The sequence below is a fragment of the Mycobacterium montefiorense genome, from assembly GCF_003112775.1.
GTDB classification, from domain to species: domain Bacteria; phylum Actinomycetota; class Actinomycetes; order Mycobacteriales; family Mycobacteriaceae; genus Mycobacterium; species Mycobacterium montefiorense.
Genome location: NZ_BFCH01000018.1, coordinates 1131583 through 1154495, shown reverse-complemented (window position 1 = coordinate 1154495; position 22913 = coordinate 1131583). Strand labels below are relative to the sequence as shown.

Below are 22913 nucleotides of genomic sequence, written 5' to 3'. Positions count from 1 at the left end.
CACGGGAAGGATGAGGTAGCGATGCGCAGAGTGATTCAATTCTCCACCGGCAACGTGGGCCGGCATTCGTTGCGGGCGATCATCGGGCGGTCTGACCTGGAACTTGTCGGTGTGCATGCCGCCAGCCCCGACAAGATCGGCAAGGATGCGGCGCAGCTGTGCGGACTCGACGCACCGACCGGCATCGTCGCCACCGACGGCATCGACGCCCTGGTGAACCTCGGCGCCGACTGCGTGGTTTACACATCTCAGGGTGAGACGCGGCCGATCGAAGCGATCGAGCAGATGTCCAAATTCCTCGCCGCGGGCACCAACGTCGTCGGGACGTCGATGGTCTGGCTGGTCACACCGCATCACGCCGAGGACTGGTTGCGCGAGCCGTTGCAGCAGGCCTGCGCGGCAGGCAACACTTCGCTCTACGTCAACGGCATCGACCCCGGATTTTCGGGCGATACGCTCGTGCACTCGGCCGTCAGCCTGACTACTCGGGTGGATTCGATCACCGTGCAGGAGATCTTCGACTACGGAAACTACGATGATGCCGAATTCACTGGCGCCGCAATGGGTTTCGGATCCTCTAAGGATGACGATTCGCCGATGATGTTTCTGCCCGGGGTGATCGTGTCGATGTGGGGCGGTCAGGTCCGCAGTCTGGCGGACAATCTGGACATCAAACTCGACGAAGTGCGCCAGCGCGTCGAGCCTTGGTACACCCCTGACCGCATCGAATGCACGATGATGACGGTGGAGCCCGGCCAGATGGGTGCGGTGCGCTTTGCTACCGAAGGCGTGCGGAACGGCAAGCCGGTAATCACGCTCGAGCATGTCACCAGGCTCACCACCGCCGCTGCGCCCCACTGGGAATTTCCGCCCGATGGTCACACCGGCGTACATCGGGTGGTCGTGGAGGGGGAACCCCGTGTCGAGATCAACACCCACGTTTCACATCCGCTTTTCGATTCCACTGATGCCGGCTGCATCTCGACGGCCGGTCGGGCCGTCAATGCGATCGACTGGGTGTGCCGCGCACCCCAGGGACTGATCGGGGTGGAGGACATCCCGCTCTCCGCGACGATGCGTGGCCTGATGTGGAACGAGCAGTAGCCGGAATCGAGGCATGACGACATCACTGCCCGGACGCGTCGCCGGTAAACGCGTTCTGATCACCGGCGCTGCCCGCGGTATGGGGCGCGGCCATGCGCTGCGGCTTGCCGAGGAGGGCGCGGATCTCATCCTGATCGATATCTGCCAATCCTTGCCGCAGATCGAGTATCCGATGGTCACGGAAGACGACCTGGCCGAAATGGTAAGGCTGGTACAAGGTTTCGGCCGCCGCTGCGTCAGTTGCGTCGTCGATGTTCGCGACGAGGCGCAGCTGCGCGCCGCGGTCGATGACGGCGTCGACGAGCTGGGGGGACTCGATGGGGCGGTGGCCAACGCCGGCGTGTTGACGGTGGCGCCCTGGGACAGGACAACTGCCGATCAGTGGCGCACCGTTGTCGACGTCAATCTGATCGGGGTGTGGAACACCTGCGCGGCCGCGATACCCCACCTGCTCAACCAGGGTGGAGGCAGTCTGGTCAACGTCAGCTCGGCCGGTGCCATCAAAGGCTTTCCGCTGCAGACGCCCTACACGGCGGCCAAGCACGGCGTTGTCGGCCTGACGTTGGCCCTGGCGAATGAACTTGCGGCACAGAACGTGCGGGTCAACACCGTGCTTCCCACCGGCGTGCTGACCGGGATGGTTCCGCCGTCATTCGGACCGCTCCTGGGTGAGCAACGGTCTGACCTGATTCCCATCTTCGTCAATGCCATGCCCACGCCGGCCGTGGAGCCCGCCGATGTCAGCAACGCAGTGCTGTTCCTGCTCTCCGATGAATCCCGATATGTGACGGGGCTTCAGTTCAAAGTCGACGCCGGGGTCACGATCAACTAAACCGCCTACAGCGGTTCGGCGACGAGGTTCATCGGCGCGCTTGGCTACGTTTCAAGCCAGCACGCAACGTGTGCGATGGCGACTCACCGAATTTGTGTACATAGTGCTGGGCGAACCGTCCTAAGTGGTTGAAACCCCAGCTGAACGCAACGGCGCTGATCTGGGTGTCGTCGACACCGCGCTGCAGCTCTCGACGCACACCGTCAAGACGTGCTTGGCGCACGTACGTCATCGGAGACATCCCGAACTGTTCTTGGAACAAGTGCTGCAGATGGCGTGAGCTGATCCCGGCGACGACAGCGAGATCGCTCACCGCGAATTGCGATCCGGGCCTGGACTCGATGTGATCGAGGACTTTCTGAATCGCCCCGGGGTTGCGAGCCTGGACGGGCGCGTAGATCTGAGACGTCATCGAGTGTGGCTGCTGGACCAGCAGACCGGAGATCAGCGATCGCTCCAAGTATTCGACATGAGTCGCAAGACCTTTGGTGCGGATCGGCCGCGAATCGTCGAGCGTTTCGATCAGTAGCGTGACCATCGAGAGCCATCGGGCCCCGGCCGGGCTCATCAGATCCATCTCGAGATCGAAGCGGATTTGCTTATCGACGGGGTGACCCAAGATGCGCGCCAACTCGCATTCGACGCCGGCGCGGTCGATTTTGATACAAATCTGCGCCGCGTCCGCACCCCAGACTGGGAGCACCGTGTGCTCGTGCGGCGTGAATACCGCTGCACGTCCAAGAGTTGCGATCATCTGCCGCTCACCGCACGACGAGACCACCTCGCCCGAGACGGGCACGTTCACGTGGTAGGCGCCAAGGTCGCCGGGGTCTACCGATACCTCGTTCCCGAACCGAACCAGTCCGATCGTGAGGTATTTCAATCTGACGGCGGACAGCTGTGCGCACGAGACGCGGTCCTGCTCGCGTGTCGGGTCGATGTTCGCCGAGTAGAACACGCTGTCGAGGCTGACCCGAAATTCGTCGAAGTCCTCGGTGACGCAGTGGATGCCGGCATCGGCCTTAGCGGTTGACGACAGGTGGGCGCTTATCCGGTCGCTAACATGTTGCAGCGCTTGATCTTTCATCGCCAACCTCATTCAATGGGAGATCTGTCAAAGCATCTTCGGGCGTTTCCGAAATCGGACATCCGATCTCGCAAAGCGGATTTCGGGGCCCCTCCGCTCTCATTAACGTCAATTGGACTGCCGTCGGATCGTTCCATTCGAGTGACGCCGGTCACTTATTGGCGGCGACTACACGCATTTCACCGTCGAGGAGAACTTCATGAATCACACACTCGAACCCACGACGCCGGTCGATGTGATCGGTACCGATGCGGCACGGCCGAACTGCGAAGTCGTCGCCAAGGCAAGCGCATTGATACCGCTCATTCGCGAATATGCCGAGCAAAGTTCTGCCGACCGGCGCGTGGCACCCGAGGTGATGGCCGCGCTGAAAGCACAGGGTCTGTTCAAGGTGTTCGTACCGCGTCGGTACGGCGGCTACGAGGAGAACCTAGCCACCGCCATTGAGACGATCGCGGAGGTCGCCCGCGGTAACGGATCCACCGCGTGGGTCGTCGCGCTGCTCAACCTGTGCACGTGGTTCGCGACCACGTTCGCCCAAGAGGCCCAGGATGAAGTGTTCGGGGCGAATCCGGACGCGACGTGTTGCGGGATCTTCACTCCTTTCAGCAAGACGGTTCGGGTCGACGGCGGCTACATGGTCAGCGGCCAATGGCCCTACTCGTCAGGCTGGTTCGGCGCGGACTGGGCGACCGTCGGGCTCTCGCTCGACGTCGAGGACGAGAATCACCCCGCGCTGGCGCTCATTCCCAAGGAGGCGTGGACCATCAATCCGACCTGGTTCGTCGCCGGCATGCAGGGCTCGGGCAGCGACACGATCGTCGTCGAGGATCACTTTGTCCCCGATCACCGAGTCCAGCGCTTCGTCGCCATGCGGGACGCGAACTTCGCCACGCCGCATAAGGTCAACGAACGCAACTCCAACATGGCCTTCATCGCAGTCACCGCGTTGATCCTCGTCGGTGCGCAGCTGGGGCTGGCCCGCCATGCGATGGAGCTAACTCTGCAGAAGCTTCCGAATAAGGCGGTCGCCTACACCAAGTACACGGCAGCCAAGAACTCACCAACACATCAAATCGGCGTGGCTGTCGCCGCCACCAAGTTCAACCTGGCCGAGCTGCTGATGCGGCAGGCGACCGCCGACGTCGACAATGCTGCCGCCCGCGGTGAGCTGCCCGACCTGATAACGCGGGGACGCATCCGCAGCGACGCGGGCATCGTCGCCGAACTCGTCAAGGACGGGATAGACATCCTGATGACCACCAACGGTGCCGGATCGTTCGCCGACGCCAACGCGCTCAGCCAGATCTGGCGGGATGCCGAGATCGCGGGACGGCACGCCTTCGTTTCACCCGAGGTCGGCAAGGAGGTCTACGGACGCCTGCTGATCGGCGCCGACGACGCACTGACGATGGATGTGTAACGCCTGCTCGACAACACCGCGGCCTTCACTTTCCCACCCGATCACCAGGAGTTGCTGTGCCCAATGCGAACGTTCGTCGTGCCCGCCAGGATGAGATTGATGCGGTAGGCGCACTGATTGCGTTGTCCTTCAACGATCTTGACGCCAGTGCCTACCTCACCCCGCCACTGATCGATCGGCCACGCGTATGTGGTGACTACTTCACTCTGCATACTCGACATGCGCTAGAACACGGCCGCGTCGACGTCATCGAGAAGGCTGACGGATTGTCAGCTGCAGCCGTCTGGTTTGACCGCAGCCGCGAAATACCGGAGATAGCCGACTATGACCGCCGCCTGCCCGAGATAGCGGGTCAATATCTGGACCGCTTCCAAGCTCTGGACGCCTTGTTCGACGAACACCACCCCGCCCAGCCGCACTGGCAACTCGCATTTCTCGGGGTGGATCCCCGCCTGCAGAACAGCGGATTGGGCAGTGCCTTGCTCGAACACTTTCACGAAGAGTTGGACGCCGTCGGTTCGCCGCAGTACCTGGAAGCCAGCAACCACAACAGCGCCCGGCTATGCCGCCGCCACGGCTACCGCGACATGAGCCCGTGCGAAATCCTGCTGCCGGACGGGACACCGTTTTTCCGAATGTGGCGCGACGTCAAAGTCGACGCCGGGTGACGATCAACTAACGCGCTTACAGCGGCCAGCTATTCGGCTCAGAGGCCTGAAGAGGAGGCGCGGGAGGCAGCGGCTGTCGCTCTCCGGTCGATATCGCGTCGAGAATGAGCGCGAGATAGCGTCGCCAACCGTCGCTGGTCGCCTCCATTGTCGACAGCACGCTGTAGAGCATGCCGATCAGCCGCAGCAGATCCTCGGCGACCAGGTCAGTGCGGACGATGCCGGACTGTTGGCCCCGGCGGACAAGCTCGTTGAGGGCGTCAAGCAACGAGTCGGAGATATCGGCGGTCAGCGATCCGGCCCGTTGCGCGGCGATCAGTAGGTTCTGCTCCCGGGCGCCGAGGGAGATCGCCGTCTCGATGAGTTGGGTCAGGCCGCGCAGCGCGTCTTCGCTGCGGCGAGCGCTGTCGATCACCGGCGTGAGGTCCTCGGCGATGCATTGATCCAGCGCGGCCCGCACCAGATCGGCCTTCGCCGGAAACCTGCGGTAGAGCGTTCGCTCACCCACACCGGCGTGGCGTGCGACCGCTTCCACCGGGGCGTCGGGCCCCATCGTGCTATAGACCTCGCGCGCCGCGCGCAGGATCCGCTCGACGTTGCGCGCCGCGTCGGCCCGCAACGGCCGGTCTTCGACCGCGGTCATCGGGACAGCCTATCTGACGGTTGACTGCCAATTATGCGCTACTCTAAACTGCATAACTGGCAGACATCTGACACTTAATGGGAAACGCAGGTTATGTCAACAACTTCCGAAGTGCGCTCAGACGCCGATCTTCCCGTGCTGCCGCTACCGCGGTCCGGACGTTGCCCGCTCGCGCCACCGTCCGAGTTCGTCGACTGGCGGGAACAACCCGGGCTGCGAAAGGCAATGTTTCAGGGCAATCCGGTCTGGGTGGTGAGCCGGTACCAGGACATCAGGGCCGCGCTGGTCGATCCGCGCCTGTCCGCGAAGACCATTCCGGACTCGATCATGCCGAAGGATGAAGACAACAAGGTCCCGGTGATGTTCGCGCGCACCGATGATCCAGAGCATCAACGGTTGCGGCGCATGATGACGACCAACTTCACCTTCCGGCGTTGCGAGTCGATGCGGCCACACATTCAAGACATGGTCGACCTTTATCTCGGACAGATGATCGACGTCGGTGCTCCGGCTGATCTGGTGCGTGAATTTGCCTTGCCGGTGCCGTCAATGGTGATCGCACTGCTGCTGGGCGTGCCGCCCGAGGACCTCGAACTCTTCCAGTTCAACACCACGACCGGACTTGACCAGAAATCCACCGACGAGCAAAAGGGCCAGGCGTTCGGGGCCATGTACGCCTACATCGAGGAGTTGGTGGAGCGCAAGGCGCGCGAACCCGGCGACGACTTGATCAGCCGCCTGGTCACCGAATACGTGGCGACGGGTCAGCTCGACCGTGCCACCACGGCCATGAACGCTGTGATCATGATGCAGGCCGGTCACGAAACCACCGCCAACATGATCTCGCTGGGAACTGTTGCGCTGCTGGACTATCCCGACACATTCGAGCGACTCGGCCAAACCGACGATCCTGCAGTCGTCGCCAATATCGTCGAAGAGCTGATGCGCTACCTGACCATCGTGCACAGCCAGGTCGATCGCGTGGCGACCGAGGATCTGATGATCGGCGGCCAGCTCATTCGCGCCGGCGAGTACGTCATGATGAGCCTGCTTGCCGGGAACTGGGACGCGGAATTCGTCGACCATCCCGAATCCTTCGACGTCGGCCGAAACACTCGCGGGCACTTGGGCTTTGGCTACGGCGTGCACCAATGTATCGGCGCCAATCTGGCCCGCGTCGAGATGCAGGTCGCCTTCGCCACGCTGGCCCGCCGGCTACCTGGGCTCAAACTCGCGGTATCGGCGGAGGAGTTGAAGTTCAAGGAAGCCAATATCTATGGCATGAAAGAACTTCCGGTGAGCTGGTGACGAAGTCAACAATTTCCGATCTGAGCTCCGACACGGATCTTCCGGTAATACCTGTGCCGCGCGCTGCGCACTGCCCGCTGCATCCCCCGGCTGAGTTCGTTAACTGGCGCCAGGACCCTGGACTACGACGGGCGGCGTACCACGGCCAACCGGCCTGGGTGGTGAGCCGGTACCACGACATCCGGGCGGCGCTGGTCGACCCGCGTCTGTCCGCCGACACCATCCCCGAATATCTGAGGCAGAAGAACACGGACAACACACCGGTCATGTTCGCCCGGGTCGACGACCCCGAGCATCATCGGTTGCGGCGCATGCTGACCGGCGACTTCACCTTCCGCCGTTGCGAAGCGATGCGGCCCCAGATCCAGGAACTGGTCGACCATCATCTTGACGAGATGATCCGCAACGGGGCGCCAGCCGACCTGGTGCGTGACTTCGGCTTGCCGGTGCCGTCATTGGTAATCGCTTTACTGCTGGGGGTGCCATCCGAGGATCTCGCGTCCTTCCAGCAATACACCGCGGTTGGGCTGGATACGAAGGCATCCGACGACGAAAAGGCACAGGCCGGTGCTGCGATGTTTGGCTACCTCCTGGAATTAGTGGCGCGCAAGGAACAAGATCCGGCTGACGACCTGATGAGCCGCTTGGTCGCCGACTACGTCGTGACAGGTCAGCTCAACCGCGAGACCGCGGCCTTCTCCGGGATGACCCTGCTGGTCGCCGGCCACGAGACCAGCGCCAACATGATTTCACTGGGAACGGTTGCGCTGCTGGAGCGTCCCGAGATTTTCAAGCGACTCGGTGACACCGACGATCCCGCCGTAGTCGCCAACATCGTCGAAGAGCTGATGCGCTATCTGTCCATCGTGCACAGCCAGGTGGACCGGGTGGCTACCGAGGACTTCGAACTCGGCGGTCAGTTGATCCGCGCCGGCGACATGGTCCTGATGAATATTCCCGCCGGGAACTGGGACGCCGAGTTCGTCGACAATCCGGAGTCCTTCGATGTCGAGCGAAATACTCGCGGGCACTTGGGCTTTGGCTACGGCGTGCATCAATGCATTGGGGCGAATCTCGCTCGAGTTGAGATGCAGGCGGCGTTCGCCACATTGGCCAGGCGCTTGCCCGGGCTGAGACTGGCGGTCGCTCCCGATGACCTGAAGTTCAAAGAAGCCGACATCTACGGGATGAAAGAGCTGCCGGTCAGCTGGTGAGGATGCGATGACGAACGAGCTGCGATTCGACGAACAGGTTGCCGTGATCACCGGCGCGGGCGGGGGTTTGGGCAAAGAGTACGCCCTACTGCTGGCATCCCGCGGGGCGTGCGTCGTGGTCAACGACGTTGGCGGTTCGGTGACCGGAGATGGTTCCGACACCACGGCGGCCGAGGCCGCTGCAGCCGAAATCCGGTAACTCGGTGGCGAATCCGTCGCCGACAGCCACAGCGTGACCACCCCGGAAGGGGGAGCGGCGATCATCGACACCGCCCTGGACACCTGGGGCCGAGTGGACATCGTGATCAATAACGCGGGCATCGTGCGTGACTTCCCGTTCGAGGAGATGACCTCCGATCGATTCGAGCCTCTGCTTGATGTACACCTCAGGGGCGCGTTTCATGTGACGATTCCAGCCTGGAAAGCCATGCGCGAGCAGGGATATGGGCGGATACTCAACACGACGTCGGCGGCTGGAATCCTGGGCGCCCCGGGCATGAGCAATTACGGCTCGGCCAAGACCGGACTCATCGGCTTCACTCGCGTGCTGGCCGCCGAGGGCGCCGATCACAACATCAAGGTCAATGCCGTCGCCCCGATCGCCTACACCCGGATGCTGACGCATTCGATCGACGGTGCCGCACCCCCGGCCGACGCGGCGGCGCAGGCCGTACTGGACGACCTGACGAACCAATACCTCAAGAAGCTGGATCCGGCTCTGGTGGCTCCCGTGGCCGCCTTCCTGATCCATCGTGATTGCCCGGTGTCGGGTGAGATCTATACCGTTGGTGCAGGCCATGTTTCCCGATTCTTCATCGGGCGAACCCGGGGCTTCCGCAGTCCCGAACTGTCAATCGAGGATGTGCGAGACCACCTGGCGGAGATCCGTGACGAAGCCGGTTACACCGTGCCCGGCGGACCGGCCGACGAGATGGCCGAGCTCTTCGCCACTTTGATGGCCGAGCAACCGGATTAGCGACGCTATTCTCGCCCCGCCGACACCCAGCTGAGGTCTTCGAATCTGTCGCCCGCAACCACGGAACCGGCAGAATCGAGCACCGCCAACTGCTCTGGTGTCAGGTTCACCGTCAGCGAGGCGGCGTTCTCGTCCACTCGCGTCGCCCGTCGGGTACCGGGGATCGGCACGCTGGTGACGCCCAGCTGTTGTGCGCGATCACGCAGCCAGGCCAGGGCGACCTGCGCGCCGCTTGCGCCCTGCTCGTCCGCGACTGAGGTCACGACGTCGACTACCGCGAGGTTGGCATCAAGGGCGCCCTGCGCGAACCGTGGCATCCGGCGGCGGAAGTCGGACGGCGACGCCAGATCCGCGGCCGAGCGGACCGTCCCGGTGAGAAAGCCGCGTCCCAGCGGCGAATAGGGAACGAAGCCGACACCCAGCTGCGCGGCGGCCGGCACGACGTTGCGTTCGACGTCGCGGCTCCACACCGACCATTCGCTTTGCACGGCGGCGATTGGGTGTACCGCGACGGCCGAACGTAATTCGTCGGCGGTCACTTCGGACAATCCGAGGTGGCGCACCTTGCCGGCCGTCACCAGCTCTGCCATCGCACCGACCGTCTCCTCAATCGGCACCTTGAGATCACGTCGGTGCATGTAGTAGAGGTCGACGACGTCGGTGTTCAGTCGTTGCAAGCTTTCGTCGATGCACTGACGGACATACGCGGCATCGCCCCTCACCTCACGTGAGCCCGCTGCCGGGTTGCCGTCGATGCCGAATTTCGTTGCGAGAGTGACCTCGTCCCGCCGATTCGCCAAGAGTTCCGCGATCAGCCGTTCGTTGCTCCCACCGCCGTAAATGTTCGCGGTGTCGATGAAGGTGACACCTGCGTCGAGGCAATGGTTGAGCGTGGCAAGCGATTCAGCGTCGTCGACCGCGCCGTAGATCGGGGTCAAGGGCATCGCGCCGAACCCGATCGCACTGACGGTGAGTCCGTCACCAAGGTCGACAGTGGGAATTGTGGTGGTCATGGCTGCGCTCCTCGTCCTGATCCGACGTACTGAACACCACCGGCGCGCCCGTTATGCCCCGATCGGAGCAGCAACAGGTCCTCAGCAGCCGAACGCGGTACCGATGCCATCGGGCGGCGGCACCGACCGCAGGCAGCCGAACTGCTGGATTCCGGCGCTGCTGATCCGTACGGCCGACTGATGGGCATAATTCACGCACAACAGGCCCGTCTGATCGGCGCGACAACGGTAGTCGTCATAGGACAGCGTGTCGCCGCCCGCCAACTCGGCCCCGTTGCCGTTGACGAATGGACCCGGGTCGGCGCGGGCCGCCCCGACTCTCAGGGTCGCCCCGTCGAAGTCGACCCAACCGCCTTTCCATTCGCCGTAGGCCGTTTCCGGCCGGGGCGGGGGATTGGTCAGGTCGACCAGGCAGGTGAGCGTGCCGCCGGTGTGGGCGGAATCCGTCGTACATGCGACTTTGGCGGCCGTCACGGTGAAGGCGACGTCATTTCCCAGCTGCGTGGTGACACCGTCGCGCGTGACGGCGCGATAGCGGGCCGGATCGGCGGGATGGCCTGTCTCGATCCATGCGATGACGTCGGAGATCGCCGCACCGGCCGCTGGTGGAGCTCCTGGACCCGGGGGTTTACTCCCCGGCGAGACCGTGCTGGTCGGGGAAAAACCGGAAACCGCCGTCGTGTTCGGGGTCTGCGATTGCCCGGGCTGGCCGCCGCCCGAGTGCGAGCATCCGGTAACCAGAACCGAAAGTGTGACCAGCACGGTCATTCGCATCCCGCCAGGCTAACCGCCACACCTTGGATTTAGCTGCTCCGCGCGCCCTACATACGTAGTGTCGGCTACCGTCGGCGTATGCACGAGCGCACTATCCGCGCACGCACCGCCAACGGCACCGTCGAAGGTTTTACCCGCGGCGGCGTCAACCGCTGGCGCTCCATTCCGTATGCACGGCCGCCGGTCGGGCGGCTGCGATTCAAGGCGCCGCAACCTGCTGCGCCTTGGTCGGGTGTGCGTCATTGCCACGGCTTCACCGACTGCGCGCCCCAGCAGCGCCGCTACACCTTGCTGGGTGTGGGCAAATACCAGTCCATGAGCGAGGACTGCCTGACCCTCAACGTCGTCACGCCGGAAGACGCCCAGACCGAACCGTTGCCGGTGATGGTTTTCATTCACGGCGGCGGGTACATCCTGGGCAGCTCGGCGACCCCGCTGTACGACGGCGCCGCATTGGCTCGTCGTGGTTGCGTGTACGTGTCGGTGAACTACCGCCTGGGCGCGCTGGGATGTCTTGACCTGTCGTCGCTGTCCACCCCGGACATCACCATCGACAGCAACCTGTACTTGCGCGACCTGGTGCTGGCGCTGCAATGGATTCGCGACAACATCGCGGGATTCGGCGGCGATCCCGGCAATGTCACCATCTTCGGCGAGAGCGCGGGTGCGTGCATCACCGCCACACTGTTGGCCGTGCCGGCCGCCGAGGGCCTGTTCGCCCGGGCGATCTCCGAAAGCCCGGCGTCGGGTCTGGTGCGGTCGAAGGAGATTTCGGCCCAGTTCGCGACACGGTTTGCCAACCTGCTCGGCGCGCGACCCGGGGATGCCGCCAATGCACTGATGCAGGCATCATCGGCCCAACTCGTCGAGACCCAACACCGGCTGATCGATCAGGGCATGGAGAGCAGGCTGGGTGCTTTTCCCATTGGGCCGGTGATCGGCGACGATTACCTGCCCGAAGACCCCGTCGAGGCGATGCAGAGTGGTCGGGCGCATCGGGTGCCGCTGATCGTGGGTACCAACGCCGAGGAAGGCAGGTTGTTCACCCGCTTCCTGCGAATGTTGCCCACCAACGAATCGATGATCGAAGAGTTGCTGGCTGACGTGGAACCGGCTGCGCGCGAACGCATTACCGCCGCCTACCCGGATTATCCGTCGTCCTCGGCGTGCATCCAGCTCGGCGGTGACTTCGCCTTCAGCTCGGCCGCCTGGCAGATCGCCGAGGCGCACAGCAGTCACTCGCCCACCTTTCTGTACCGCTACGACTACGCACCGCGGATGCTGCGCTGGTCGGGTTTGGGAGCAACGCATGCCACCGAATTGCTCGCCGTTTTCGATTTCTATCGGACGCGGGTCGGCGCGTTGTTGACCGCCGCGGCCGACCAGCGCGCCGCGTTGCGGGTCAGCAACCAGGTGCAGCGTCGTTGGCGAGCATTCAGTCGCAACGGCGTCCCCGGTGACGACTGGCCCGCCTACACCGCCGACGACCGCGCCGTGATGGTCTTCGACCGCAAATGGCGTATCGAGTTCGATCCGCACCCGAATCGCCGGATGGCGTGGGCCGGCTTCTCATTGGCGCAGTGACCTGGCACGCTGACCTGGCACGGGAAAGCCGTTAGCGACAAAATTCGGGCAGAGGACGTCAATGGAGACCCAGCCAGTCGAAAGACCCAGTGATCTCACGGCTTCGTGGCTGACCACCGCGCTCGGCGCCGGAGAGGTCGCCGACTTCGAAACCGAGCGCATCGGTACCGGCCAAATGAGTGAGTGCTACCGCGTGCGCCTGCGTTACACCGATGGGGCCGCGGGACCGGAGTCGGTGGTGTTGAAGGTCGCGGCGAGCGATCCGGTGAGTCGGCAGACGGGGTTGGCACTGGGCCTCTACGAGCGCGAAGTCCGGTTCTACCGCGATATCGCGCCACGCCTGGGCGGCCCGATCGCGCCGTGCTATCACGCCGAGATCGATACCTCGACGGGAGTGTTCGACCTGCTGCTCGGCGACGCCGGACCGGCGATAGTCGGTGACGAAATCGCTGGTGCCACAATCGAACAGGCCACCCTCGGGGTTGTCGAGTTGGGGCGGCTGCACGGTCCGCTGCTCGGCGACACGTCACTGGCGGAAGCGCCGTGGCTGAACCGGGATGCTCCGCTGAACCAGTCGATGATCGGGCCGCTCTATGCCGGTTTCCTCGACCGTTACGGCGACCAGATCGCGCCGGCGCACCGCATGGTGTGCGAGCGCCTGGTCGGTGCTTTCGACGCCTACCTGGCCGCCGAAGCGGAGCGGGACGCGGTGCAGGGCCTGGTCCATGGCGACTATCGGCTGGACAACATGTTGTTCGGTGTCGATGGAGCCGACCGAGCGCTGACCGTGGTCGATTGGCAGACCGTTTCCTGGGGACCGGCATTGACTGACCTGGCTTACTTCCTCGGTTGCGCATTGCCGACCGAAGATCGCCGGGAGCACTACGACCGATTACTACGCGCCTACCACGAGGCACTCGGGCCGCAGGCGTCCATCACGCTTGCCGACGTCGCCGAAGGTGTTCGCCGGCAAGGCTTTTTCGGCGTGATGATGGCGATCGTTTCGTCGATATTGGTGGAACGCACCGAGCGCGGCGACCGCATGTTCATGACGATGTTGCAACGGCACTGCGATCATGTGCTCGATACCGATGCGTTGGCAACGCTGCCGAATGCGGAGGCACCGGAGCCGCTGCGACCCTCGGAAGACGACGAACTCGCACATGTCCCCACCGGTGAATCGCTGTGGAGCGAGAGTTGGTATGCCGATTTCGTGGATGCTGCACAGGGATTCGGCGGCTGGTTCCGCATCGGTCTGGTCGCGAACCAGCAGGCGGCCTGGGTTCAGGTGCTGCTGTGCGGACCCGATCTTCCTACGGTCGCCGTTCTCGACTACGAAATGCCGTTGCCGTCAGACCCGTGGGTGTTGCACACCGACGCCTTTGAAATCGGCCATGCCGCTAGCGCGCCACTGCAGACTTACCGCGTCGATGTGCGTGCCCAGGGTCAGTCCTATTCGGACCCCTCGGCCATATTGCGCGGAGATCCGGGAACTCCTGTCGACATGACGATGAATTTGGTGTGGTCCACCGACGGCACCCCGTACAAGTACCGGGTGACGACGCGTTACGAAATCCCTTGCACTGTAACGGGAACCGTCACCGTCCACGACACCATCTACCGGATGGATTCCGTGCCGGGACAGCGTGACCACTCGTGGGGTGTGCGCGACTGGTGGAGCATGGATTGGATGTGGAGCGCGCTGCACTTGGACGATGGAACCCACTTGCACGGGTTGGACATCAACATTCCCAACGTTGCGCCGGTGGGCATCGGCTACATCCAGGACCCCGACCGAAACGTCACCGAGCTTCACACCGTGACCAATCCACGAGCTTTTCAAGACAACGGGTTACCGCTCAAGATGAGCTTGAGTCTCAACCCGGGTGGGATCAGCGGCGAAGTGGATATCCATGGCCACGCACCGGTGCTGCTGACCGGCCCCGACGGACAGCTAAGCGAGTTCGCGCGCGCCTGGGTCAGCATTGATACCACGGATGGCCGCACCGGCGTCGGCTGGATGGAATGGAATCGTAACGTCGCGCAACAGACCTAGCCGCGGTGCCGACCGCCGTGGCGTCACACATTGTGGTGATGGGTGTCTCCGGATCGGGCAAGTCGACGGTCGGTTCTGCACTCGCACAACGGTTGCACGCGTCCTTCGTGGACGCCGACAGTCTGCATCCACCGGCCAACGTCGCCAAGATGGGTGCCGGGCAACCGCTCGACGACGCCGATCGCTATCCCTGGCTGGAAAGAGTCGGAGAGTGGTTAGCCGGCCAACGTGACGGCGGGGTAGTGAGTTGTTCGGCGCTCAAACGCACATACCGGGACCAGCTGCGCGCGCACTGTCCGCGCGTCGAGTTCCTTTACCTGCGCGGCTCACCGGACGTGATCAGCGCTCGATTGGCAGCCAGGCCGGACCATTTCATGCCGGCGGAACTGCTGCGGTCGCAATTCGACGCGTTGGAACCCTTGGGGGCCGACGAGTCCGGTGTCGCCGTCGACATTGATCAAGACGTCGAGACCATCATCGACGAGTTTCTCGCGGTCTAGACGATCACCACGGGAGCTTGCGCCGCCGGCTTTTGACCTCTGAACCGACTCGTTCCCGCGCGGCGTCGGCAAACTGGCTGCCGTGGGTACGTGCGGTTTCGGCGAGCTCCCCACCACGGTAGCGGGCCTTACTTGCCAGCTTTTCACTGCGCTTGCGGGCTTTCTTGGCCAGCGGTTTGGCTCTATCGGCGGCCTCCTCCGCTAGCTTTTCGCTTCGCTTGCGCGCCTTTTCGGCCTTCTCGGCAAGCTCGTCGGCAAACTTTTCGCCCCGCTTGCGTGCCTTTTTCGCCAGCGGCGCGCTGCGTTCGGCGGCGACGCTGGCCAGTTCGCGGCCCCGGTCAAGGGCCACTTCGGCGTAGGGTGCGCCTCGTTCGGCCGCGGTGTTGGCCAGTTCGCGGCCACGTTCGGCGCCGATGTGCAGACCGTGCACGATTCTTTCGCCGAGGTCGCCGAAGTCCGTGTCGAGCAACGCGTCGTCAGATCCTGGTAGCGCTGAAGACACCCGCTCAGAAAGGCGCTCGGCCGCGCGCCGCCCACGCCATCCCAGCGATGGCTTGCCGGCGGTATCGGCGGATGCGATTACCAATCCGCCTACCAGGCTCAGGTCCTTGAGGAAGTCACGCCGCAGCGCGGCTTTGCGCTCGGGGTCGGCCTCGGTCCAGAAGGAGTAGTTGCCGAAGTTGGCCGGCAACACAGTGACCGCCAATACGGCAGACGCAAGCCGCGGCAGCTTGCCGGTGGCGAGCAGCAACCCGCCACCGATCTGAACGGCCGCGGTCACCTGCGCGAACGTCTGGGGGTCGTCCGGCATACTGCGGGCCACCTGGTCCGGCAGCGCTTGCAGGCCGTCCACCGCGGGCGCTGCGGCTTCAGCCGCTGACTTGGGATTGAGCAGCGATTCAACTCCCTGGCCGATGAAGGCAACCGACAACAGCGGCCGTGCAATTCTGCGGATCAGCATGGCAGGGGGTTACCCGACGAGGTCGCAAACAAACATCGCCCCAGCTAACGGCGATATGGTGGAGCGCGTGCGAGCGTTGATCATCGTCGACGTACAAAACGACTTCTGCGCGGGCGGTTCGCTGCCGGTGACCGGTGGCGACGCACTGGCCGGCGCCATCAACGACTATCTAGCCGACCAGCCCGGTTACCAACACGTCGTGGCGACCATGGACTTCCATGTCGACCCGGGTGACCATTTCTCCGAGCACCCGGATTATTCGTCGTCCTGGCCGCCGCACTGTATTGCCGGAAGCCCCGGAGCGGATTTTTGCCCCGACCTCGACACGCGGCGGATCGAGGCAATTTTCCGCAAGGGCGCGCACGCCGCGGCGTACAGCGGTTTCGAAGGCTCCGACGAGCACGGGACATCACTACTCGAGTGGTTGCGGCTGCGCGGCGTCGACGAGGTCGACATCGTCGGCATCGCCACTGACCAGTGTGTCCGCAGGACGGCCGAGGACGCGGCACGCAATCACTTGAGCACCCGGGTGTTGGTCAACCTGACGGCGGGGGTGACGGCAACTTCGGCCGCGGAAGCCTTGGCAGGGATGCGAAGTGCCGGAGTCGAATTGATTGGAGCCATCTGATGGTGGTCCCACTGGACAGAGAGTCGCTGCTGGCCGCGGTTGAACGGTCGCCACGGGCGGCCGCCGCGCATGACCGCGATGGATGGGTGGGTTTGTTCACCGGCGACGGCCGAATCGAAGACCCGGTCGGTTCGCGACCGCATGTGGGCCGCGTAGAAATCGGGAATTTCTACGACACCTTCATCGGTCCGCGCGACATCACATTCCATCGCGATCTCGACATCGTCGTCGGCACTGTCGTGCTGCGCGATCTCGAGCTCGAGGTGGCTATGGGTTCGGCTGTCACGATGTACATTCCGGCGTTTCTGCGCTACGACCTTCGAGAAGCGAACGGGCAGTGGCAGATTGATCGTCTACGGGCGTATTGGGAGTTGCCCGCGATGATGCTGCAGTTCCTGCGAACCGGATCGGGGGCGATGTCGCCCGGCGTGGCACTGTCGCGAGCTCTGCTGGGCAATCAGGGGCTGTCGGGAACCGCAGGTTTCTTGACCGGCTTTCGCCGGCCAGGCGCGCGGCACAAGCGGTTGGTACAGACTTTCCTCGGCGTTGTTTCATGTGGCGACACATCCATCGCTGCGCGCGCACTATCGCCTTCTGCCACAATTACTTTGGGTGACAAAGATCCGCTCGATATCGCCGAGTTTGCGGAGGCGCTCAACGGGGCGACCTGGACCAAGACGGTCGGTGCGGGATCCACGGTCGCCGTCTCGCTCAATTCAAGTCACGGGCGCGGCGTCATGTTCGCCGACGTGGCTTGGCGGGGCAAAGCGATCACCCAGATCCGTTATTTTCCTGCCTGACCGCGGGTGCTGATTCGGTCTTCACCAGCACCGCCGTGGAGCTTGCAGGTCACCGCAGCTCGCGTGACAACGCGAATCGCATGGTCGCATGTATTGCCGAGGACGTGATGGGTGCCGTAGAAATAGCTGTCATGGAACGGAGGCAAACGATGAGTGTGGTAAGAACCGTCGGTGTTGGGGTGGCGATCACTGCCTTGCTGACTGTCACGACAGGCTGTGGCAAAGACGAAAAGTCATCTTCCTCGTCGTCATCGTCATCGTCGTCGTCGACGTCCTCGTCGACTTCAGCGGCGTCGTCGAGCTCGTCAGCCTCGTCGTCCGCGTCGAGCGCGGCTCCGTCTGGAACGGCGCCACTGGCTGACTACTCCAACTTGCTGATCTCGGCCAGCGACATCGGGGCCGACACGACATTGGGCCCACCGCAACAGAACCCAGGCGGCGTGGCCGGCGTGGCGGTGACCTTCAGTAACAACGCCAAGACCCACACCATCGACGACCTCCTCGTGGTCTTCACCGATCCGGCCGCGGCGGCTCAAGGAGCCAAAGATCGCCCCGCCTCGCTCAGCAAATACGTCACGGGTGCCCCGCAGCCGTTCTCGGTGGGCACGAACGGGATCATCGTGGTCGGCCCGTCGCCCGATAACACCAAATCGGTGACCTACGTGGTGTTCGCCGAGGGCAAGGTCGTCGTCGACCTCGAGTTCGACAGCGGACCCAACGACGCCGCGCCGCAGGACTTCGTGCTTGACGTCGCCAAGAAGCAGGACGAAGCCGTCAAAAGCCGCGTGAGTTAGTAGCGCTGCGCTACCAGCAACGCCAAGCACGCCGCCGACAGGCACAGGAACACGCCGGGGAAAGCGATGTTGTACACGACGTGTGCCCGAAGGTGAGTCGCTACGGCGCCGACGAAAAACAGGACCAGGCCGGCCGCGGCCGCGATACCCAAAGCCGGTAAACCCAGCAGCCCGGCAACCAATCCGATGGCCCCGGCGAGCTTGGCCGCTCCCAGTGGCCGTATCCACGAACGCGGCACACCGACCTCGGCGGAGTTTGCCAGGACGAACCTCGCGGGGATGAAGTCGGCGACGGCGATCCCGCAGCTCATGATCGCGGTGATCAACGTGATCACCAGGGACGCGGTGTGCATTCGAATCAGCTCCTTTTGTGTCGTTCAATCCGTTGTGGTGCAGCTATTTCCGCACCGGCGAGCCGGTTGGCTGCTGCGCGCGCCGCGGCGCACAATCGGTAGGGTCATGGTGCTGGTCTGCTTGGGGCGGGGACTTCGATCGATGTGGTCGTCTTCTTGACGACTTGGGCGCGGAAAAGGTGACCCCATGAGCGCAACCAAAAATCGGGCAGACCTCGCCGATCTGGCACAACGGTTCGACGCGGATCGTCAGCACTTGCGGGCGGTGGCGTTTCGGCTACTCGGCTCGATAGCCGATGCCGACGACGCGGTGCAGTCGGCATGGCTCAAGGCCAGCCGGGCGGCCGGCATCGACGGCATCGACGGCATCGACAACCTGACCGGTTGGTTCACGACTATCACCGCGCACGAGGCGTTCGATCAGCTTCGGGCTCGCAAGCGGCGCGCCGAGCAGCCGCTGGCCGACGCGGGAGAATTCGATCGGCTGGCGGCCACCGCACCGGCAGACGAGGATGTGCTGCTGGCCGAGACGATCGGCGAGGTGCTGGACCGGTCGCCAGCGGCCGCGAAGAAGCTGGCGAGTCGGGCCCGTTCGCGACTGCATCAGGGCACGCCCGCGCAACCCGGCCGCTTGGCCCAGCATCTCGAGGTCGTCGAGGCGTTTCTGGCGGCGTCCCGGGGCGGTGACATCGCGACCTTGCTCGAGTTGTTGGCTCCCGACGTGGTGCGCCGGGTCGACCGGTTGCTGATTCCCGACGACGTGCCCGCCGAGCTGCGTGGAGCCCGCGAGGTCGCCGAGGAGACCCGTCGATTCGCCACCCGCGCACGGCGCGGTGTCGTCATGATGATCGACGGTGTGCCCGGCGTCGTGATCGCGCCGCGCGGGCGCGCCCAGATCCTGTTGCGGCTCGGCATCGGGGCCGCCAATCGCATCCACGCCATCGACATCAGCGCCGACACCGACCAGCTGCATCGGGCCGTTCTTGCGCTGCCGCCGGGGGCGTGTCAGGCAGATTTCAGCCCCATCGGGTACCAAGGACATGAGACATGGCCGGCGGGGTCGTCGGCGATGAGGCGAGAACGGGAGCACGATGCTCGGTAAGCCGTTCGGACGGCGAACCCTGATGCGAGGCGCTGGCGCGCTCACCGCCGCGACTTTGGTGCCGTGGGTCGGCGGCTGTGCTTCCGACGACGACGCCTTGACGTTCTTTTTCGCCGCCAACCCGGACGAGGCGGCTGCGCGCCTGCGTGTCGTCGATGAATTCCAGCGCCGCCATCCCGACATCAAGGTTCGGGCGGTGCGGTCTGGGCCGGGCGTGATGCAGCAGCTGTCCACGTTTTGCGCGGGCGGTAAGTGTCCAGATGTGTTGCAGACGTGGGAGCTGAGCTATGCCGAGTTAGCTGCCCGGGGAGTGTTGCAGAACCTCAACGACTTCTTGGCGCGCGATCAAGCCTTTGCTGCCCAGTTGAAGGCAGACAGCGTTGGGCGGCTGTTTGACACGTTCTCCTTCGACGGCGGGCAATCCGCGTTTCCGGAGCAGTGGTCGGGAAACTACTTGTACTACAACAGGCGGCTCTTCGCCGACGCCGGCGTCGCGGCCCCGCCCGCGGCCTGGGACAAGAAGTGGACATTCGCCGAATTCCTGGACACGGCCAAAGCGTTGACCAAGAGGGACGCATCGGGGCGGGTCACGCAGTGGGGTTTCGTCAACACCTTTATCTCGTACTACTCGGCCGGGTTGTTCGCGTTGAACAATGGCGTGCCGTGGTCGACGCCGCTGCGGAACCCGACGCATTTCAACTTCGACAACCCGGCGTTCATGGAGGCGGTGCAGTTCTACGCTGACCTCGCTAACAAGCACAACGTGGCACCCGACGCTTCCGAGGTGCAGTCGATGTCGACGCCCGATCTGTTCGCCGCAGGCAAGGCAGCGATCGCGCTGGGTGGTCACTGGCGATACCAGACCTTTATCCGGGCCGAGGGATTGGATTTCGATGTCGCCCCGCTGCCGGTAGGCCCATCCCTGCCCGAGGGGCGCAACGCCTGCTCCAATATCGGCACCACCGGACTGTCCATCTCGGGGGCCAGCAAACGCAAAGAGCAGGCGTGGGAATTCGTCAAGTTCGCCACCGGGCCCGTCGGGCAGGCGGTGATCGCTGAAACATCCTTGTTCGTACCGGTCTTGCGGTCTGTGCTCGCGTCGGACGGATTCGCCAACGCCCACCACAGGATTCGCAACCTTGCCGTGCTCACCGAAGGGCCCTCCCACTCCGAAGGATTGCCCGTTACGCCGGCATGGGAAAAAATCGCAGCGCTGGTCGATCGCAACATGGGACCCGTCTTGCGCGGTTCCCGCCCGGCGACATCGCTGACCGGGTTGTCGAACGCAGTCGACGAGGTTCTGCGAAACCCATGATCTCAACCGCTGAATCCACGCCGGTCGGCGAGACATTGCCCAAGGGACTGCGTCCTTGGCGCCGACGTGCATGGGCAGGGCGCCTGTTTGTCGCACCGAACCTGCTCGCGGTCACGGTGTTCATGCTCTTCCCGCTCGGCTTCTCGTTGTACATGAGCTTTCAGCAGTGGGATGTGTTCAATCCGCCAAAGTTCGTGGGGTGGGCGAACTTCGAAAATCTGTTCACCTCTGATCCGCTGTTCCTCATCGCGATTCGCAACACTGTGGTCTTTACGCTCGGAACGGTTGTGCCGACCGTTCTCATCAGTCTCGTCGTGGCCGGCGTGCTGAACCGAAAAGTCAAGGGCATCGCGATTTTCCGGACAATCGTCTTCATGCCGCTCGCCATCTCGTCGGTGGTGATGGCCGTCGTGTGGCAGTTCGTCTTCAACACCGACAATGGGTTGCTCAACATCATGCTCGGTTGGGTTGGGCTCGGCCCGGTCCCGTGGCTGGTCGACCCCGACTGGGCGATGACGTCGCTGTGCGCCATCAGTGTGTGGCGGAGCGTTCCGTTCGCTACCGTCATCTTGTTGGCCGCAATGCAAGGAGTTCCGGAAACTCTCTACGAGGCAGCAAAGATCGACGGTGCTGGCGAAGTCCGCCAATTCGCATTCATCACGCTGCCGCTGATCCGTGGGGCGATCTCTTTTGTCGTCGTCATTTCAATCATCCACGCGTTTCAGGCGTTTGACGTGGTCTATGTGCTCAACGGGGCCAACGGTGGTCCGGAAACGTCGACTTATGTCTTGGGCATCATGCTGTTTCAGCACGCCTTCTCCTTTCTGGAATTCGGCTATGCTTCGGCACTGGCATGGGTTATGTTCGCCATCCTGCTGGTGCTGACCGTGCTGCAATTGCGGATCACCCGGCAGCGTTCCTTGGAGGCATCCCGTGGCCTTAGCTGAGCGTGTGGTCAAGCGCAGCGTGCTTCGCGCTGTTCCGGTCTACGCTGCGCTGGTCGGCATCGCGTGGTGTTGGCTGTTCCCGATTGCCTGGGCAGTTTCGGGCTCGCTGAAAAGGGAAGGTGAGATCAGCGAGGCGAAGCTGCTACCTGCCCACCCCCGGTGGTCGAATTACACCGAGGTGTTCGCGGTGATGCCCTTTTGGCGAATGTTCTTCAATACCGTGCTGTATGCCGGATGCGTCACAGCCGGACAGGTCTTCTTTTGCTCACTGGCCGGATATGCCTTCGCGCGCCTGCAGTTTCGCGGCCGTGACACGCTTTTTGTGTTGTACCTCGGCACCCTGATGGTCCCGCTGACCGTCACCGTGATCCCACAGTTCATCATGATGCGGATCGCCGGCTGGGTGGACACTCCCTGGTCGATGATCGTGCCGGGCTTGTTCGGCAGTGCGTTCGGCACCTATCTCATGCGGCAGTTCTTCCAAACGCTGCCAACCGATCTCGAGGAGGCGGCAATTCTCGACGGTTGCTCGCCGTGGCAGATCTACTGGCGGATTCTGTTGCCCCACGCCAGGCCCGCGGTGATGGTGCTCGCCGTGCTCACCTGGGTCAACGTCTGGAACGACTTCCTGTGGCCGTTGCTGATGCTCCAGCGCAACAGCCTGGCCACGTTGACGCTGGGCCTGGTCCGGTTGCGGGGCGAATACGTCGCGCGCTGGCCGATCATCATGGCGGCTTCGATGCTGATCATGGTGCCGTTGGTCATCATCTACGCGGTCGCCCAACGTTCGTTCGTCCGTGGTATCGCGGTGACCGGAATGAGTGGGTAACG

At 63.6% G+C, this 22913-nt stretch carries 22 protein-coding genes and 1 pseudogene; 17 read left to right on the top strand and 6 right to left on the bottom strand.

Translation table 11 applies throughout. The annotated features are described in order from the left end of the window. Positions 1–21 precede the first annotated feature (21 nt). Positions 22–1104 carry an NAD(P)H-dependent amine dehydrogenase family protein gene (locus DB708_RS17925; RefSeq protein WP_108924017.1) on the top strand — a complete coding sequence of 361 codons (1083 nt, stop codon included), beginning with the start codon at positions 22–24 and terminating at the stop codon, positions 1102–1104. Positions 1105–1117: 13 nt separating this feature from the next. Beyond that, positions 1118–1936: a mycofactocin-coupled SDR family oxidoreductase gene (locus DB708_RS17920; RefSeq protein WP_108924015.1), complete on the top strand. Its 819-nt coding sequence runs from the start codon at positions 1118–1120 to the stop codon at positions 1934–1936. 28 nt (positions 1937–1964) lie between these two features. On the opposite strand, the gene DB708_RS17915 is transcribed toward DB708_RS17920, so the two are convergent. After that, on the bottom strand, positions 1965–3023 hold the full coding sequence (locus tag DB708_RS17915) for an AraC family transcriptional regulator (protein WP_235616809.1): 1059 nt from the start codon (positions 3021–3023) through the stop codon (positions 1965–1967). A 199-nt stretch (positions 3024–3222) separates the two neighbouring features. On the opposite strand from DB708_RS17915, the gene DB708_RS17910 reads away from it, so the two are divergent. Next, positions 3223–4446, top strand: coding sequence for an acyl-CoA dehydrogenase family protein (locus DB708_RS17910; protein ID WP_108924011.1), 1224 nt, complete (start codon positions 3223–3225; stop codon positions 4444–4446). 56 nt (positions 4447–4502) lie between these two features. Beyond that, positions 4503–5114 carry a GNAT family N-acetyltransferase gene (locus DB708_RS17905; protein WP_108924009.1) on the top strand — a complete coding sequence of 204 codons (612 nt, stop codon included), beginning with the start codon at positions 4503–4505 and terminating at the stop codon, positions 5112–5114. Positions 5115–5130: 16 nt separating this feature from the next. On the opposite strand, the gene DB708_RS17900 is transcribed toward DB708_RS17905, so the two are convergent. After that, positions 5131–5757 (bottom strand): TetR/AcrR family transcriptional regulator, encoded by a 627-nt coding sequence (locus DB708_RS17900; protein ID WP_108924007.1) that lies wholly within the window; start codon positions 5755–5757, stop codon positions 5131–5133. A gap of 93 nt (positions 5758–5850) precedes the next feature. Here DB708_RS17900 and DB708_RS17895 point away from each other — a divergent pair, with 93 nt between their 5' ends. The 3 genes and pseudogenes from DB708_RS17895 to DB708_RS17885 all read left to right on the top strand — a co-directional run bounded on the left by DB708_RS17895 (position 5851) and on the right by DB708_RS17885 (position 9255). Further along, positions 5851–7065, top strand: coding sequence for a cytochrome P450 (locus DB708_RS17895; protein ID WP_165839853.1), 1215 nt, complete (start codon positions 5851–5853; stop codon positions 7063–7065). Next, positions 7062–8279: a cytochrome P450 gene (locus DB708_RS17890; protein ID WP_235616808.1), complete on the top strand. Its 1218-nt coding sequence runs from the start codon at positions 7062–7064 to the stop codon at positions 8277–8279. The genes DB708_RS17895 and DB708_RS17890 overlap by 4 nt, the downstream gene beginning before the upstream one ends. 7 nt (positions 8280–8286) lie before the next feature. Next, positions 8287–9255: pseudogene (locus tag DB708_RS17885) on the top strand (SDR family NAD(P)-dependent oxidoreductase). A 5-nt stretch (positions 9256–9260) separates the two neighbouring features. Here the strand turns inward: DB708_RS17885 and DB708_RS17880 are convergent. Together DB708_RS17880 and DB708_RS17875 are read right to left on the bottom strand one after the other, a co-directional pair. Then, on the bottom strand, positions 9261–10268 hold the full coding sequence (locus DB708_RS17880; RefSeq protein WP_108924005.1) for an aldo/keto reductase: 1008 nt from the start codon (positions 10266–10268) through the stop codon (positions 9261–9263). 81 nt (positions 10269–10349) lie between these two features. Further along, on the bottom strand, positions 10350–11042 hold the full coding sequence (locus DB708_RS17875) for a hypothetical protein (RefSeq protein ID WP_108924003.1): 693 nt from the start codon (positions 11040–11042) through the stop codon (positions 10350–10352). A gap of 78 nt (positions 11043–11120) precedes the next feature. Between DB708_RS17875 and DB708_RS17870 the strand changes: the two genes are divergently transcribed. The 3 genes from DB708_RS17870 (at position 11121) to DB708_RS17860 (ending at position 15182) form a co-directional block, all read left to right on the top strand. Further along, the gene (locus DB708_RS17870) at positions 11121–12626 is read left to right on the top strand and encodes a carboxylesterase/lipase family protein (protein WP_108924001.1); all 1506 of its coding nucleotides are present in this window, start codon (positions 11121–11123) and stop codon (positions 12624–12626) included. Positions 12627–12687: 61 nt separating this feature from the next. After that, the gene (locus tag DB708_RS17865) at positions 12688–14682 is read left to right on the top strand and encodes a DUF7064 domain-containing protein (protein WP_108923999.1); all 1995 of its coding nucleotides are present in this window, start codon (positions 12688–12690) and stop codon (positions 14680–14682) included. Positions 14683–14720: 38 nt separating this feature from the next. Continuing rightward, entirely contained in the window at positions 14721–15182 is a 462-nt protein-coding gene (locus DB708_RS17860) for a gluconokinase (RefSeq protein WP_201263541.1), read from the top strand. Positions 15183–15186: 4 nt separating this feature from the next. Here DB708_RS17860 and DB708_RS17855 read toward each other — a convergent pair whose 3' ends face one another. After that, positions 15187–16143: a DoxX family protein gene (locus tag DB708_RS17855; RefSeq protein ID WP_108923997.1), complete on the bottom strand. Its 957-nt coding sequence runs from the start codon at positions 16141–16143 to the stop codon at positions 15187–15189. Positions 16144–16210: 67 nt separating this feature from the next. On the opposite strand from DB708_RS17855, the gene pncA reads away from it, so the two are divergent. The 3 genes from pncA (at position 16211) to DB708_RS17840 (ending at position 18365) form a co-directional block, all read left to right on the top strand. Continuing rightward, positions 16211–16771, top strand: coding sequence for a pyrazinamidase PncA (gene pncA / locus DB708_RS17850; protein ID WP_165839852.1), 561 nt, complete (start codon positions 16211–16213; stop codon positions 16769–16771). Further along, entirely contained in the window at positions 16771–17571 is an 801-nt protein-coding gene (locus tag DB708_RS17845) for a ketosteroid isomerase family protein (protein WP_108923993.1), read from the top strand. Before pncA ends, DB708_RS17845 begins: the two co-directional genes overlap by 1 nt. A gap of 149 nt (positions 17572–17720) precedes the next feature. Further along, positions 17721–18365 carry a hypothetical protein gene (locus DB708_RS17840; protein WP_235616807.1) on the top strand — a complete coding sequence of 215 codons (645 nt, stop codon included), beginning with the start codon at positions 17721–17723 and terminating at the stop codon, positions 18363–18365. On the opposite strand, the gene DB708_RS17835 is transcribed toward DB708_RS17840, so the two are convergent. Next, positions 18362–18718, bottom strand: coding sequence for a DoxX family protein (locus DB708_RS17835; protein ID WP_108923991.1), 357 nt, complete (start codon positions 18716–18718; stop codon positions 18362–18364). The genes DB708_RS17840 and DB708_RS17835 overlap by 4 nt on opposite strands. Before the next feature lie 187 nt (positions 18719–18905). Here DB708_RS17835 and DB708_RS17830 point away from each other — a divergent pair, with 187 nt between their 5' ends. The 4 genes from DB708_RS17830 to DB708_RS17815 are packed head-to-tail and all read left to right on the top strand — an operon-like array spanning position 18906 to position 22911. Further along, on the top strand, positions 18906–19820 hold the full coding sequence (locus tag DB708_RS17830) for a sigma factor (protein ID WP_108923989.1): 915 nt from the start codon (positions 18906–18908) through the stop codon (positions 19818–19820). Continuing rightward, complete coding sequence (locus tag DB708_RS17825) at positions 19810–21135, top strand: ABC transporter substrate-binding protein (RefSeq protein ID WP_108923987.1); 1326 nt, start codon at positions 19810–19812, stop codon at positions 21133–21135. The genes DB708_RS17830 and DB708_RS17825 overlap by 11 nt, the downstream gene beginning before the upstream one ends. Then, complete coding sequence (locus DB708_RS17820; RefSeq protein ID WP_108923985.1) at positions 21132–22082, top strand: carbohydrate ABC transporter permease; 951 nt, start codon at positions 21132–21134, stop codon at positions 22080–22082. Before DB708_RS17825 ends, DB708_RS17820 begins: the two co-directional genes overlap by 4 nt. Then, positions 22069–22911: a carbohydrate ABC transporter permease gene (locus DB708_RS17815; protein WP_108923983.1), complete on the top strand. Its 843-nt coding sequence runs from the start codon at positions 22069–22071 to the stop codon at positions 22909–22911. Before DB708_RS17820 ends, DB708_RS17815 begins: the two co-directional genes overlap by 14 nt. The last annotated feature ends 2 nt before the right edge of the window (positions 22912–22913 follow it).

What these genes read in the sequence shown, in the direction of transcription:
- DB708_RS17845 (WP_108923993.1), top strand. Translation starts at nt 16,771, where the DNA reads ATGGTGGTCCCACTGGACAGAGAGTCGCTGCTGGCCGCGGTTGAACGG.
- DB708_RS17895 (WP_165839853.1), top strand. Translation starts at nt 5,851, where the DNA reads ATGTCAACAACTTCCGAAGTGCGCTCAGACGCCGATCTTCCCGTGCTG.
- DB708_RS17825 (WP_108923987.1), top strand. Translation starts at nt 19,810, where the DNA reads ATGCTCGGTAAGCCGTTCGGACGGCGAACCCTGATGCGAGGCGCTGGC.
- DB708_RS17865 (WP_108923999.1), top strand. Translation starts at nt 12,688, where the DNA reads ATGGAGACCCAGCCAGTCGAAAGACCCAGTGATCTCACGGCTTCGTGG.
- DB708_RS17920 (WP_108924015.1), top strand. Translation starts at nt 1,118, where the DNA reads ATGACGACATCACTGCCCGGACGCGTCGCCGGTAAACGCGTTCTGATC.
- DB708_RS17875 (WP_108924003.1), bottom strand. Translation starts at nt 11,042, where the DNA reads ATGCGAATGACCGTGCTGGTCACACTTTCGGTTCTGGTTACCGGATGC.
- DB708_RS17860 (WP_201263541.1), top strand. Translation starts at nt 14,721, where the DNA reads ATGGGTGTCTCCGGATCGGGCAAGTCGACGGTCGGTTCTGCACTCGCA.
- DB708_RS17835 (WP_108923991.1), bottom strand. Translation starts at nt 18,718, where the DNA reads ATGCACACCGCGTCCCTGGTGATCACGTTGATCACCGCGATCATGAGC.
- DB708_RS17830 (WP_108923989.1), top strand. Translation starts at nt 18,906, where the DNA reads ATGAGCGCAACCAAAAATCGGGCAGACCTCGCCGATCTGGCACAACGG.
- DB708_RS17855 (WP_108923997.1), bottom strand. Translation starts at nt 16,143, where the DNA reads ATGCTGATCCGCAGAATTGCACGGCCGCTGTTGTCGGTTGCCTTCATC.
- DB708_RS17900 (WP_108924007.1), bottom strand. Translation starts at nt 5,757, where the DNA reads ATGACCGCGGTCGAAGACCGGCCGTTGCGGGCCGACGCGGCGCGCAAC.
- DB708_RS17880 (WP_108924005.1), bottom strand. Translation starts at nt 10,268, where the DNA reads ATGACCACCACAATTCCCACTGTCGACCTTGGTGACGGACTCACCGTC.
- DB708_RS17915 (WP_235616809.1), bottom strand. Translation starts at nt 3,023, where the DNA reads ATGAAAGATCAAGCGCTGCAACATGTTAGCGACCGGATAAGCGCCCAC.
- DB708_RS17925 (WP_108924017.1), top strand. Translation starts at nt 22, where the DNA reads ATGCGCAGAGTGATTCAATTCTCCACCGGCAACGTGGGCCGGCATTCG.
- DB708_RS17840 (WP_235616807.1), top strand. Translation starts at nt 17,721, where the DNA reads ATGAGTGTGGTAAGAACCGTCGGTGTTGGGGTGGCGATCACTGCCTTG.
- DB708_RS17870 (WP_108924001.1), top strand. Translation starts at nt 11,121, where the DNA reads ATGCACGAGCGCACTATCCGCGCACGCACCGCCAACGGCACCGTCGAA.
- DB708_RS17910 (WP_108924011.1), top strand. Translation starts at nt 3,223, where the DNA reads ATGAATCACACACTCGAACCCACGACGCCGGTCGATGTGATCGGTACC.
- DB708_RS17820 (WP_108923985.1), top strand. Translation starts at nt 21,132, where the DNA reads ATGATCTCAACCGCTGAATCCACGCCGGTCGGCGAGACATTGCCCAAG.